This is a genomic window from Sphaerotilus uruguayifluvii, from assembly GCF_013294065.1.
Lineage (GTDB): Bacteria > Pseudomonadota > Gammaproteobacteria > Burkholderiales > Burkholderiaceae_C > Sphaerotilus > Sphaerotilus uruguayifluvii.
The window spans coordinates 170,964-183,371 of the sequence record NZ_JABSNM010000006.1 but is presented as its reverse complement, the minus strand read 5'-3'; the positions used below and the strand labels follow the sequence as shown (position 1 = coordinate 183,371).

Genomic DNA, 12,408 nt, shown 5'->3' with positions numbered 1-12,408 from the left:
GGGCGGTCTCCTTGGAGAGAACCGATTGAATCACTGCCCTGCCCGGCCTCCCGTCGCGCAGGCGACGGCCCCTCAGTCGCCGTGGCGCCAGCCCGGCTGCCAGTCACGGCGCCAGCCGCGACGGTCGCCATCGCCGTCGCCGCGCCAGTCGTCGTCATCGCGCCAGTGGCGCGGACCGTGGCGATGGCGCGGCCAGGGACGCTCGGGCTGGACATAGATCACCTGCGGCTGCGGCTGAACGTAGACCGGCGCCGGCGCGTAGACACGGGGAACCGGCGCGGGCGCCGGGTAGACCACCACCGGGGGCGCGGGCAGCTGGATGCCGACCGACCATTGCACGCCGCCGGCGCGGGCGGACGGCACGGCAGCCGCACCGGCCAGCACCAGCAGCGCCAGCAGGCGCGGCAGGGCGGGCGTCGGGATCAGGGGGAGGCGAATCGTCACGGCAGTCTCCATCGGTGAATTCGCCCACAACGCCCGCGTCAACCCTCCCGAGGACAGCCTCGGCCGCCTCTTCAGGAAATTCGAAGGTGGCGGCAGGCCGGATTGAACTTTCATCGGCCGCCCCGCATCTCATGCGCGGGCCGCTGCCGATGGCCGGATGCCTGCCGGAGCTGCGGCCCGATTCCCTCCCCTCTTCACCCCCAAGGAGCCAAACGCATGGGTCTGTTCGACATGTTCAAGAGCGATTCCGGCGACAAGATGACGCCGCACCTCGCGTTCACCACCGCGCTGATCTACATGATGAGCGCGGACGGCGAGATGGACAGCGAGGAGGTGGGCCACCTGCTGTCGGTGCTCGGCGGCAAGGACGACGGACGCGGCACGATCGGCGTGGGCGCGCAGAACCAGGCGCTGCTGGACTCGGCGCTGAAGTACCGCCGCAAGAACTCGCTCGACACCTTCCTGGCCGAGGCCGCCCCGCTGCTGACCGACGCGCAGAAGATGTGCATCCTGGTCAACCTGATCGACTCCTCGCTGGCCGACGGCCAGCCCGAGCCGGAGGAGCAGCAGATGTTCGGCAAGTTCCTGCAGGCCTTCGGCGTCACCGAGGAGCGCTTCCGCCCCTTCTTCGAGGTCATCGTGCTGAAGAACGACCGCTCGGTCTTCACCAACCAGAGTCATCCGAAGAACGCCCCGGGCTATCAGGTCAAGCTGTCGATGTGATCATCGCCCCGGGGCCGTGCCTGGCCCCGGCGCAGCAAGAGGGGCGGCCTGCGGGCCGCCTCTGTCGTTTCAGGCCGAATTCAGGCCGAGAACTCTTCCGTGTCGATCTCGGTCTGGGTGGCGCCGTTGTAGCGCGCGCCGGCCACGTTGCCCTGATGGATCGCCGCCTCCAGGCGGGCCCTCTGTGCGGGCGTCAGCGTCACGGCGGCCGCACCCAGGTTCTCTTCCAGATGGGCCACGCTCGTGGTGCCCGGGATCGGAAGGATGTGGTCGCCGCGGTGCAGCAGCCAGGCCAGCGCCAGCTGCGCCAGCGTGCAGCCGGCCTCCTCGGCCACGGCCCGCAGCGGCTCGAGCCGCTGCAGGTTGGCGGCGTAGTTGGCCGGAGCGAAGCGTGGCATCGCGCGGCGGATGTCCTTCGCATCGAAGCCGGAGACATCGCGCAGCGTGCCCGGCAGGAAGCCGCGCGCCAGCGGGCTGAACGCGACGAAGGCCACGTCCAGCTCGCGGCAGGCCTCCAGCACCGCGATCTCCGGGTTGCGCGTCCACAGCGAATACTCGGTCTGCAGCGCGGCGATCGGGTGCACCGCATGCGCGCGGCGCAGCGTCGATGCCGACACCTCCGACAGGCCGATCGCGCGGATCTTGCCCTCGCGCACCAGATCGGCCAGCGCGCCCACCGACTCCTCGATCGGCACCGCCTTGTCCCAGCGGTGCAGGTAGTACAGGTCGATGACGTCGGTGCGCAGGCGGCGCAGCGCCGCCTCGCAGGTGGCCTTGAGCGTGGCCGGGCGGCCGTCGATCACGCGCCTGCCGTCGACGCCGGTCATGCCGCACTTGCTCGCGAGCGTGAAGCGGTGGCGGTGCGGTGCCAGCACCCGGCCGACCAGCTCCTCGTTGGCACCGAAGCCGTAGAGCGCCGCAGTATCGAAGTGCGTCACGCCCAGCTCCAGCGCGCGCAGCAGCACGCCGGCGGCCTCCTCGGGCGCCGGCGGCACCCCATAGGCATGGCTGAGATTCATGCAGCCCAGCCCGATCGGGGCCACGTCGAAGGGGCCGAGGCGGCGTGTCGCGAGGGTCATCAGGGTCTCCTTCCGGTTTCAGGCATCCGGTTTCAGGCATCCGGTTTCCGCGCATTTTGCGCAGCCCGGGCGATGCCGGCCAGAGCATGGACCGCCTAGCAGCTATGCCTCGACGACATCGCGAGATGCGAGATCCTCCACCCTCTTCGCGCGGGACTCAGCGCGGCGGCGCCGGATGGGCGGCCGGCGGCTGGTTCAGCAGGCACCAGTAGAGCTTGATCTGCGAGGTCACCTCGAGGAACTTGTCGAAGTCGACCGGCTTGACGATGTAGGAGTTGGCCCCGTCGCGGTAGGCGGTGGCGATGTCGCAGTCCTCGATCGAGGAGGTCAGCACGACGATCGGCACCGAGCAGGCCAGCGGATGCTCGCGGAAGCGCCGCAGCACCTCCAGGCCGTCGACCTTGGGCAGCTTCAGGTCGAGCAGCACCACCAGCGGCAGCGGCTCGCCGGCCTCCCAGCGCGGCAGCCAGGCCAGCGCCTCGGCGCCATCGCGCGCGACCTCCAGCGGATTGATCAGCTGGCTGCGCGCGAAGGCGCGCCGCGTCAGGTCGAGGTCGATCGGGTTGTCCTCGACCAGCAGGATCGCGCGGCGCACCGGCTCGGTCGTGATCATCGCGGCAGCTCCAGGAAGAAGGTGGCGCCCCGGCCCGGCGTGCCCTCGGCCCACACGCGGCCGCCCATGCGCTGCATGGCCTTGCGCACGATCGCCAGACCGATGCCCGTGCCGGGATAGGCCTCGACGCGCTCGAGCCGCTGGAAGATCTCGAAGATCCGGTCGTGATACTGCATGTCGAAGCCGATGCCGTTGTCCTCGACGGACAGAATAGCGCAGTCCCCCGGCGTGGAGCTGACGCGCACCGTGACCCGGGGCGACGCACTGCGCGCGCTGAACTTCAGCGCGTTGTCGAGCAGGTTGCGCAGCGCCATGGCCAAGCCGTCGGCGTCGGCGCGCACGCTCAGGACCCCGGCCGCCTCGACCTCGGGGGCGACCTGCAGATCGATGCGCGAGCGCACCAGCGGCTCGTCGGCGCAGCGCAGCTCGATGGTGCGCCGCGCCAGGTCGAGCAGGTCGACAGGCACCGGCCGCACCTGGCGCTGCTCGAGATGGCAGTAGGCCAGCAGGTCGTGGATCAGCTGGTTCATCTGGCCGACGCCGTGGCGGATGCGCGCCACCAGATCGCGCGCGCCGTCGTCGAGCAGGTCGCCATGCACGAGCTGCAGCATGCGGCTGTAGCCGTCGATGCCGCGCAGCGGTGCCTTCAGGTCATGCGAGACGCTGTAGGTGAAGGTGGCCAGCTCGCGATTGGCCGCGGCGAGATCGGCGGTGCGCTCGGCCACGCGGCGCTCGAGCTCGGCATGGAAGCGGCGCATGCGGAACTCGTTCTCCTTCATGTCCGAGATGTCGTAGCAGTAGCCGATGAAGCCGATGAAGCCGCCCTGGCTGTCATGGCGCGGCGAGCCGTCGTCGCGGATCCAGCGGTAGCGGCCGTCGGCGGCACGCAGCCGGTACTCCATGCTGAAGCTGCGCCGCGCGGCGAACGCCGCCTTGTAGGTCAGCAGGCAGCGCTCGATGTCCTCGGAATGCACCCCTTCGGTCCAGCCGCTGCCCAGCTCCTGGTCGAGGGTGCGGCCGGTGAAGTTCAGCCAGGGCAGGTTGAAGTAGTCGCAGCCCATGTCGAGCCCGGCGGTCCAGATCAGCGCCGTGCCCTGGTCGGCCAGGGTGCGGAAATGCTGCTCGCGCTCGCGCAGCTCGCGCTCGAGCTGCTGCTGGGACTCCAGCAGGTCGACCAGCGCCAGCCTCGCCTGCTCGGCCGCGGCCAGCAGCCGGCGCGACTCGTCGACCCTCGCGGCCTGGGCCTCGACGCGCCGGTCGCTGCCGAGCAGCGCCTCGGCCTGCCGGCTGGCGACGATGCGCTGGTCGAGCAGACGCGAGACATGCCGGCCGAGCGACTCCAGCATCTCGAGCTGGGCCGGCTCGAGCCGGCGCGGCCGGTGATCGAGCACGCACAGCGCGCCAAGCCGCTCGCCGCCGGACAGGCGCAGCGGCACGCCGGCATAGAAGCGGTTGCGCTGCTCGCCGACCAGCGGGTTGCCCTGGAAGCGCTCGTCCTGCAGCGCGTCCTCGCAGACCAGCGGCCCGTCGCCGAGCATCGTGTGCGCGCAGGCCGAGATCGAGCGCGGCGTCTCCGGCACCGGCACATTGATGCGCGACTTGAACCACTGGCGATGGCGGTCGACCAGCGTGATCGCGGCCACCGGCGCCGTGCAGATGCGCGCGGCCAGCGCGGTCAGCTCGTCGTAGAGCGGCTCGGCGGCGGTGTCGAGAATGGCGCAGCGCGCCAGCGCCTGCAGCCGGGCGTCCTCGTCATCCGGAATCGGGGCAGCGATCATGGGCAAGCTCCTCGAAGATCCGTCAGCCCGGCCATCAGCCCGGCAGCGAGCTGGCGGCCGCGGCCTGGGGCAGGCCGCGCGCCAGCTCGGACAGCAGTCGGGTGGCCTGGCGCAGCAGCGGCGTGGCACGCTGGCGCGACGACACCACCCGGCACAGCACGGTGCGCAGCCCCGGGTCCAGGATCGGCCGCACCGCCAGCAGGTCGGCCCGGCCCGAGGCCGCCACCGCGCTGGCCGTCAGCACCGCCTGGCCGTAGCCGGCGCAGACCAGATCGATGATCGCCGCGACGCTGGAGACCTCCCAGGCGATGTCGAGCCGCAGCCCGGCGTGCATCGCTCGCGTCTCGAGCAGCCGGCGCAGCACATGCGCCCGCTCGGGCAGCACCAGGCGGCGCTGCGGCAGCTCGCCGATCGGCAGCGGCGCGCGGTCCTGCGCGTCCGCGTCACCGGCACGCTGCACCAGGCACAGCGGCTCCTCCAGCAGCGGCGTGAACTCCAGACCCGGCTGCATGTCCGGGTTGTAGAGCAGCCCGAGGTCGACGCGCCCGGAGGCGATCCACTCCGCCACATGCGAGGACAGGCCCTCGACGATGGCCAGCTGCGCGAGCGGCATGCGCCGGCGAAAGCCGTCGATCAGCGGCAGCGTGAGCTGGCGGCCGATCGTCGGCGGCAGGCCGATGGTGATGCGGCCGACCGGCTCGTCGCGGCTGGCCGCCATGTCGGCACGCGCCTCGCCGACGCGCTGCAGGATCGCCAGGCTGTGCTCGAGCAGGCGCCGGCCCGGCTCGGTCAGCGTCACGCCGCGGCCGTTGCGCAGCAGCAGCGTCTCGCGCAGCTCGATCTCGAGCGCGCGCACCTGCCGGCTCAGCGCCGACTGCGCGATGCCCAGCACCACCGCCGCGCGGCTGAAGCTGCGCAGCTCGGCGACATGCACGAAGTAGTCGAGTTGTTTCAGATCCATCGGATGCGCAGTATGCCGCCGGCATCGTCCGCGCGCAGCGCGCGCAGAGGGATCGGTCAGTGGGAGCGCACGAACATGTAGACGGCGAAGATCGTCATGCCCATCAGCCGCAGCGTGTCCTTCTGCCAGTCGATGCGCAGCAGCGGCGCGGGCACCTGGCTGGCCGGCATCGAGCGCACCGCGCAGTGCCAGGCGCCGATGCCCAGCGCCATCAGGAAGAACAGCGCCGGCCCGTAGGTGCGCGACAGGAACCAGGCGCAGGTCAGGTAGCCGACCATCGACGAGCGCAGCAGCGAGGCGGTCTTCCAGGCCGGCGAGCCTTCGGGCAGCTGGTCGAGCGTGCGGCTCAGGCCCTTGTAGGTCAGCACGATCATGCCCATCCAGACGAAGTAGCCCACCAGCCCCAGCTCGGCGAAGCACAGCACGAAGGAGTTGTGCGCCGTCAGGTAGTTGTACTCGAGGTAGTTGCCGTAGCCGGCGCCGAAGATCGGATGGCCCTTGAGCAGGTCCAGCCCGATCGTCCAGGACTCGATGCGCTCCTCGGCCGAGCGCTCCTTGCCGGAGAACTCGCGTCCGCCCGACATGTTGCCCACCAGCTGCGCGCCGGCCATCACGCCCAGCAGCAGCACCGTCTTGGTCGTGCCCAGCGCCTTGCGCACGCCGAAGAACAGCAGCGAGGCCAGCCCGATCAGCGCGCCGCGCGACTGCGACAGGAAGATCGCGTAGATCATCGCCGCCCCGGGCGCGATCACCATCACCAGATTGCGCAGGCGCTGGCCGGCGCGCCAGCCCGCCCACAGCATCGGCATCGACATCACCAGCACCTGGGCGAAGTCGTTCGGGTCGGCCAGGAAGCCCACGCTCTTCAGCCGCCACAGGAACCAGCCGGAATCGTCGTGCGCCGGAATGACCGTCTTCAGGTCGGGCATCGTCGCCGGATCGTCGTTGTCGTGCGCGGGCGCGGTCTGGTACAGCACCAGCTGCTCCCTGTACTGGCCGGTGTGGTAGGCGTTGATGCCGATGACCGAGTTCAGCACCATCGCCAGCACCACCGCGTTCATCGTGCTCTTCAGGCGGTCGAGCGTCGTCAGGTTCAGCGCCGCCAGCAGGAAGAGCATCGACGAGGTGCTGAAGTCGCTGATCGCCTCCATCGTGCCGCCGGCCCAGGGCGACAGCAGCTTGGACACGCCGATCAGCGCCCACAGCCAGAAGAGCAGCTTGAAATGGATCGGGCGCGCGCCGGCCTCCTTCTTCGCTGCCGCGGCGACCACCGAGGTGATGACCGCCAGCAGCCACAGCCACAGCATCGGGCGCAGCTCGCCCAGCTCCGGCGCGAACAGCTCCACCGGGCGAAAGAAGGTCAGCAGGATATAGGCCTGGAACAGCTTGAAGCTCATGGTCGGGCGATCTTAGGAAGCCCGCCGCGGGGTACTTTCGGGTATTGGGCGACGCCCCGACAAAGCGCCGACAAAAGTGATTTCTCGATTCAAGTGACGATTTCGAACAACCGTAAATGAAACAGTTGAAACCTGATCCGTCACGGGATCCGGCACGGTCTGCGTGCGAGTTCCGCCCGCAGGACGTGCCGCCGCGGACGCGGACCTGCTACGCTTGCCGCCCCGGCGGCCCGCTGCGCGGCCGGGCTGTGCGATCCCACCATGACGACCCCATGCACTTCGAAGACGACGAGACCCTGGAAGCCGCCCGCGCACGCAACATCCGCGACGCGCTGTATGAAGACATCGGCCGCTGCGACTGGACGGCCGAACTGGTGCCAGCCGACCGCCGCGTGCAGGCCCGCGTGGTCGCCAAGGAGGACGGCGTGCTGTGCGGCCGCGACTGGTTCGACGGCTGCATGCACGGCTGCGATGCCTCGATCCGCGTCGACTGGGCGGTGGCCGAGGGTGCGCGCTTCACGGCCGGCACCGAGCTGTGCCGCATCGACGCGCCGGCGCGCGCGCTGCTCAGCGCCGAGCGCTCGTCGCTGAACTTCCTGCAGATGCTCTCGGCGGTGGCCACCGTGACCCGCCAGCATGTCGACGCGATCGCCGGACTGAGCCCGAACCCGAACGGCTGCGTGGTGCTCGACACCCGCAAGACGCTGCCCGGCCTGCGCCAGGCGCAGAAGTACGCGGTGCGCGTCGGCGGCGGCGCCAACCAGCGCCTGGCGCTGTGGCACGGCATCCTGATCAAGGAAAACCACATCGCCGCGGCCGGCGGCATCACCGCGGCGCTGAAGGCCGCGCAGGCCCTGGACTCGGGCGTGAGCATCCAGATCGAGGTCGAGAGCCTGGTCGAGCTGGAGGAGGCGCTGGACGCCGGCGCCACCAGCGTGCTGATCGACGACTTCTCCTTCGACGACATGCGCGCGGCCGTGGCGCTGAACCGGGGGCGCGCGCTGCTGGAGGTCTCCGGCGGCGTCGACATGACGACCATCCGCGAGATCGCCGCCACCGGCGTCGACCGCGTCTCGATCGGCCGCCTCACCAAGGACGTGCGTGCCATCGACCTGTCGATGCGGGTGCTGCCGGCCGCGCGCGAGATCGCGCCGGGCCTGGTGGTGCGCGGCTTCGAGCCGCCGCTGCGGCTGGCCGACTTCCGCCTGATCGCGTTCGACATGGACTCGACGCTGATCAACATCGAGTGCATCGACGAGATCGCCGACGCGGTCGGCCGCAAGGCCGAGGTCGCCGCGATCACCGCCGCGGCGATGCGCGGCGAGATCACCGACTTCAAGGACAGCCTGCGCCGTCGCGTGGCGCTGCTGGCCGGCGTGCCGGTGTCGGCGCTGGAGGCGGTCTGGACCGAGCGGCTGCGCCTGAACCCCGGCGCCGAGACGCTGGTGCGCACCTGCCAGGCCGCCGGCCTGAAGATCGTGCTGGTCTCGGGCGGCTTCACCTTCTTCACCGACCGGCTGCGCGATCTGCTGCAGATCGACCACACCCGCAGCAACCTGCTGGAGGTCGACGCCGACGGCCGCCTCACCGGCCGGGTGCTCGACCAGGACTGGGGCGACATCTGCGACGGCGAGGAAAAGCGCCGCACGGTGCTGGCCCTGTGCGCGCAGCACGGCATCGACCCGCGCCAGGCCATCGCGATGGGCGACGGCGCCAACGACCTGCCGATGATGGGCGCGGTCGGCCTGTCGGTGGCGCATCACGCCAAGCCGGCGGTGCGCGAGCGCGCGATGGTGGCGATCGAGTCCGGCGGCCTGGACCGGCTGCTGGAGGTGGTGCGGCCCTGAACGGCGCCGGCGCTCAGCCGCGCCCGCCCGGCGTCGCCTGCACGCCGATCTCGTCGAGCCAGTCGTCGTAGTCCTGCAGGCTCAGGCCGAGCGCGTGCAGCGCCAGCGCGCCGCCGCGCTGCCATTCGACATGCTGGCGGTGCCGCGCGGCCGGGCGCACCGTCATGCGGTCGGCCACCAGCCCGAGGGCGACCAGCGTGCGCACCTGCGGCTGGCCCGGCGCGCTCAGCACCCGGTCGTCATGGTGGCGACCGACCGCGGCGGCCAGCTCCGCATCGAGCCCCCAGCCGCGCGCGATCGCGCAGGCCACCTCGGCATGATCGGTGCCGTGGCGCCCGCGCTCGACCTCGGTGACCGGCCGGTGGCCGAGATTGGCCTCGGCCAGCGTGACGCGGTAGCTCGGCGCCTGCAGCTCGAGCATCATCAGCGCCACCGCGCTGTCGCACAGCAGCCCGAAGGCCAGCGCCAGATCGGCGGGCACGCCACCGTGGCGGCGCGCCAGCCAGGCCAGCACGCGCGCGCGGTGCAGGCCGTGTTCCCAGAATCCGGCCCATGACGCGCAGGGGCCGCCGGCGCCATCGCGCTGCTGCGCCAGCGCCCGCATCTGCCCGACCAGCGCCAGCACGCCGAACAGGTCGACCGCCCGGTGCGCGCCGAAGCCGTCGATCGCCGCCTCGAAGGTCGAGCGGCGCCCGCCCGGCGGCCCCAGGCCGAGCGCGACCGAGCACTGCATCAGCGTCGCGCAGCTCGGCGCATCCAGACAGGCCGCCAGCCGCGACAGCGCCGCCGCCGGCTCGCCGCGCAGCTGCGTCAGCAGCAGCGGCGGCTGCGGCAGCGCCAGCCCGCCCGGCGCGGGCAGCCCCGGGCCCTGCGAGGGCGGCGCCGCACCGTCGGCCGCCTCGGCGGGCACGGGCAGGGCGTTGCACAGCAGGGTTTCGGTCATGAGCATATTTCGGCCCGGACCGACGGGGGCTGTAAGGACGGAGCGTGCAATCTGCACGGCCGCGGTGCCGACGCGGGCGGCGGCAGGACGGCGATCCGTCCGGAATCAGATCGGAATCAGGCCGGACGCGCCGCCATCACGACGATGCCGTCGGCATCGGCGCAGATCCAGTCGCCGGGGCGCACCGTCACGCCCTGGATCTGCACCGGCTGGTCGAGCAGGCCGGGCTGGCGCCGCTCGGTGGGCAGCGGCATCGGCGCCAGCGCGCGAATGCCGACATCGCAGGCCGCCAGCTCGGCCACGTCGCGCACGCAGCCGTCGACGATGACGCCGGCCCAGCCGTTGCGCGCGGCCGCCGCTCCGATGTTGCCGCCCACCAGCGCGCGGCGCAGCGAGCCCGCGCCGTCGACCACCAGCACCCGGCCCTCGCCCGGCCCCTCCAGCAGCGCCTTGACCGAGGTGTTGTCCTCGAAGCACTTGACGGTGACCGCGGGGCCGCTGAACGCGGCGCGGCCGCCGAACTCGCGGAACACCGGCGGCAGCACGCGGAAGTCGCCGCTGGTGTCGCCCTTGAAGCGGTCGCACAGGTCGCAGGTCGGGATCAGGTCGGTCGTCACGGAAGCTCTCCTCTCGAGTCTCGAGGCCAGGGGTGAAAAGGTCCGCGACGATGCCACGCCGGGCTGACGTCACCCTGGCGCGGCGTCAGCCCGGCGTCAGCGTATGCCGGCGGCCGCCAGGCTGGCGAGGAAGTCGTCGGCCGGCTGGAAGCCGATGACGCGCCGGTCGGCCAGCTCGCGCCCGGAGGCGTCGAAGAACAGGATCGCCGGCGGCCCGAAGAGCTGGAAGCGCCGCAGCAGCGCCCGGTCGTCGGCGCTGTTGGCGGTCACGTCGACCTGCAGCAGCAGCACGCCGGCCAGGCGCTCGCGCACCCGCGGGTCGCTGAAGGTGTAGCGCTCCATCTCCTTGCAGGACACGCACCAGTCGGCGTAGAAGTCGAACATCACCGGCCGGCCGGCCTCGCGCACCGCCGCCTCCAGCTCGGCCAGCGTGCGCACCCGGCGCCAGGCCAGCGGCTCGCCGACGGCCACCGTGGCGCGACCGAGATGCGCCAGCGGCCGCAGCACGTCGCGGCCGCCGCTCAGCGCCCCGCCCCACTGCGCCAGCGCCAGCGCCGCACCCAGCAGCGCCAGCCCGCGCAGCAGCGCACGCCCCGCACCACCGGCCGGTGCCGCGCGCCACAGCACGACGGCCGCCGCCAGCGCCAGCGCCCCCCAGGCCGCCATCAGCAGCGCCACCGGCAGCAGCGGCGTGACCATCCACACCGCCACGCCCAGCAGCAGCACGCCGAAGACGCGCTTGACCGTCTCCATCCAGCGGCCGGCCCGCGGCAGCAGCGATCCGGCCGACAGCCCGACCAGCACCAGCGGCACGCTCATGCCCAGCGCCATCGAGAACAGCGCCGTGCCGCCGAGCACCACGTCGCGCGTCTGGCTGATGTAGAGCAGCGCGCCGGCCAGCGGCGCGGCCACGCAGGGTCCGACGATCAGCGCCGACAGCCCGCCCATCAGGAAGACCGCGCCGTGGCGGCCGCCCTGCAGCCCCGAGCCGGCCGTGCTCAGCCACGACTGCAGCGAGGCCGGCAGCTGCAGCTCGTACAGCCCGAACATCGACAGCGACAGCCCCGCCAGCAGCAGCGCGAAGCCCGCCAGCACCCAGGGCGTCTGCAGCGCCGCGGCCAGGCCCTCGCCGGCCAGGCCGGCGGCCACGCCGAAGCCGGTGTAGACCAGCGCCATGCCCAGCGCATAGGCCAGCGACAGGCCGAGCCCGCGAGCCCGCGACACCGGCGCGCCCTGCCCGACGATGATCGACGACAGGATCGGCACCATCGGCAGCATGCAGGGCGTGAAGGACAGCAGCACCCCGGCCAGCGCGAAGGCCGCCGCGACCTTGAGCAGGCTGCCCGAGCCCAGCACCGAGGCGAAGCGGTCCCCGCCGGGCAGCGGCGAGGCCGGCGCGGCCGCGGCGCCCCCCGCGTCCTGCGGCGCCTCGTCGCCCAGCACCCGCGCCGAGGCGATCGCGCCGCCGGCGACCTGCAGCGCGATGCGCTGCGCACGCGGCGGATAGCACAGGCCTTTCTCGGCGCAGCCCTGGCTGGTCAGCACCAGCTCGCGCGGGCCGTCGGCACCGGCCACCAGCGCCTGCAGGTCCAGGTCGATGTCGAGCCGCTCGTGGTAGACCTCGAGGTCCTTCTGGAAGGTCTCGTCATGCTTGACCTGGCCGTCGGGCAGCCGGGCCTGCGCCAGCGTCACGCCTTCGGGACGCGAGCGCAGCTCGAGCCGCTCGCGGTACAGGTAGTAGCCCGGCGCGATGTCGAAATGCAGCCGCAGCGCGGCCCCCTGGTGCGCGGTCACGCCGAGCCGGAAGGCCTGGCCGGGCTCGAGGAAATCCTCGGCCCGCGCGGGCGGCGACAGCGCCAGCAGGACCACCGGCAGGAAAGGCAGCAGCACCAGCCACCGGCGCAGCAGGTGCATCACCTGCAACGGCAGAGCCCACGGAAGGATTCTTGATCTTTTCATGACAGACACACGGACACGACGGCAGCAGTGTGCCGCGAAACCGACAG

Annotated in this window: 11 protein-coding genes and 1 pseudogene; 3 read left to right on the top strand and 9 right to left on the bottom strand. The window is 71.9% G+C overall.

What is annotated here, in order from left to right; all coding sequences use genetic code 11:
* Positions 1-72 precede the first annotated feature (72 nt).
* Positions 73-444, bottom strand: a complete 372-nt coding sequence (locus HNQ01_RS08975; RefSeq protein ID WP_353621672.1) for a hypothetical protein — start codon at positions 442-444, stop codon at positions 73-75.
* A 216-nt stretch (positions 445-660) separates the two neighbouring features.
* On the opposite strand from HNQ01_RS08975, the gene HNQ01_RS08970 reads away from it, so the two are divergent.
* Positions 661-1,167, top strand: a complete 507-nt coding sequence (locus HNQ01_RS08970; RefSeq protein ID WP_173805030.1) for a tellurite resistance TerB family protein — start codon at positions 661-663, stop codon at positions 1,165-1,167.
* 80 nt (positions 1,168-1,247) lie between these two features.
* Here the strand turns inward: HNQ01_RS08970 and HNQ01_RS08965 are convergent, their stop codons facing one another.
* From HNQ01_RS08965 to HNQ01_RS08945, 5 genes are all read right to left on the bottom strand, one after another.
* On the bottom strand, positions 1,248-2,246 hold the full coding sequence (locus tag HNQ01_RS08965; RefSeq protein WP_173805029.1) for an aldo/keto reductase: 999 nt from the start codon (positions 2,244-2,246) through the stop codon (positions 1,248-1,250).
* 157 nt (positions 2,247-2,403) lie between these two features.
* Complete coding sequence (locus tag HNQ01_RS08960; RefSeq protein ID WP_173805028.1) at positions 2,404-2,859, bottom strand: response regulator; 456 nt, start codon at positions 2,857-2,859, stop codon at positions 2,404-2,406.
* A complete protein-coding gene (locus tag HNQ01_RS08955; RefSeq protein ID WP_173805027.1) occupies positions 2,856-4,637 on the bottom strand; it encodes a GAF domain-containing sensor histidine kinase in 1,782 nt (593 codons plus the stop codon). Before HNQ01_RS08955 ends, HNQ01_RS08960 begins: the two co-directional genes overlap by 4 nt.
* A 34-nt stretch (positions 4,638-4,671) precedes the next feature.
* Positions 4,672-5,598 carry a LysR family transcriptional regulator gene (locus HNQ01_RS08950; RefSeq protein ID WP_173805026.1) on the bottom strand — a complete coding sequence of 309 codons (927 nt, stop codon included), beginning with the start codon at positions 5,596-5,598 and terminating at the stop codon, positions 4,672-4,674.
* Between the two features lie 56 nt (positions 5,599-5,654).
* The gene (locus tag HNQ01_RS08945) at positions 5,655-6,995 is read right to left on the bottom strand and encodes an O-antigen ligase family protein (protein ID WP_173805025.1); all 1,341 of its coding nucleotides are present in this window, start codon (positions 6,993-6,995) and stop codon (positions 5,655-5,657) included.
* Positions 6,996-7,267: 272 nt separating this feature from the next.
* On the opposite strand from HNQ01_RS08945, the pseudogene nadC reads away from it, so the two are divergent.
* Together nadC and serB are read left to right on the top strand one after the other, a co-directional pair.
* Positions 7,268-8,125, top strand: a pseudogene (gene nadC, locus HNQ01_RS08940) (carboxylating nicotinate-nucleotide diphosphorylase); the annotation flags it as partial.
* Positions 8,114-8,842 (top strand): phosphoserine phosphatase SerB, encoded by a 729-nt coding sequence (serB, locus tag HNQ01_RS08935; protein WP_173805089.1) that lies wholly within the window; start codon positions 8,114-8,116, stop codon positions 8,840-8,842. The pseudogene nadC and the gene serB, both read left to right, overlap by 12 nt.
* A gap of 13 nt (positions 8,843-8,855) precedes the next feature.
* Here the strand turns inward: serB and HNQ01_RS08930 are convergent, their stop codons facing one another.
* The 3 genes from HNQ01_RS08930 to dsbD form a co-directional block, all read right to left on the bottom strand.
* Complete coding sequence (locus tag HNQ01_RS08930) at positions 8,856-9,785, bottom strand: HDOD domain-containing protein (protein WP_173805024.1); 930 nt, start codon at positions 9,783-9,785, stop codon at positions 8,856-8,858.
* A gap of 116 nt (positions 9,786-9,901) precedes the next feature.
* The gene (rraA, locus tag HNQ01_RS08925) at positions 9,902-10,402 is read right to left on the bottom strand and encodes a ribonuclease E activity regulator RraA (protein ID WP_173805023.1); all 501 of its coding nucleotides are present in this window, start codon (positions 10,400-10,402) and stop codon (positions 9,902-9,904) included.
* 96 nt (positions 10,403-10,498) lie between these two features.
* Positions 10,499-12,316, bottom strand: a complete 1,818-nt coding sequence (dsbD, locus tag HNQ01_RS08920) for a protein-disulfide reductase DsbD (RefSeq protein ID WP_286180622.1) — start codon at positions 12,314-12,316, stop codon at positions 10,499-10,501.
* Between the last annotated feature and the right edge of the window lie 92 nt (positions 12,317-12,408).

Coding starts and splice junctions, on each gene's coding strand:
- HNQ01_RS08970 (WP_173805030.1), top strand. CDS start 661: ATGGGTCTGTTCGACATGTTCAAGAGCGATTCCGGCGACAAGATGACG.
- HNQ01_RS08965 (WP_173805029.1), bottom strand. CDS start 2,246: ATGACCCTCGCGACACGCCGCCTCGGCCCCTTCGACGTGGCCCCGATC.
- HNQ01_RS08960 (WP_173805028.1), bottom strand. CDS start 2,859: ATGATCACGACCGAGCCGGTGCGCCGCGCGATCCTGCTGGTCGAGGAC.
- HNQ01_RS08955 (WP_173805027.1), bottom strand. CDS start 4,637: ATGATCGCTGCCCCGATTCCGGATGACGAGGACGCCCGGCTGCAGGCG.
- HNQ01_RS08950 (WP_173805026.1), bottom strand. CDS start 5,598: ATGGATCTGAAACAACTCGACTACTTCGTGCATGTCGCCGAGCTGCGC.
- HNQ01_RS08945 (WP_173805025.1), bottom strand. CDS start 6,995: ATGAGCTTCAAGCTGTTCCAGGCCTATATCCTGCTGACCTTCTTTCGC.
- serB (WP_173805089.1), top strand. CDS start 8,114: ATGCGGGTGCTGCCGGCCGCGCGCGAGATCGCGCCGGGCCTGGTGGTG.
- HNQ01_RS08930 (WP_173805024.1), bottom strand. CDS start 9,785: ATGACCGAAACCCTGCTGTGCAACGCCCTGCCCGTGCCCGCCGAGGCG.
- dsbD (WP_286180622.1), bottom strand. CDS start 12,316: ATGCACCTGCTGCGCCGGTGGCTGGTGCTGCTGCCTTTCCTGCCGGTG.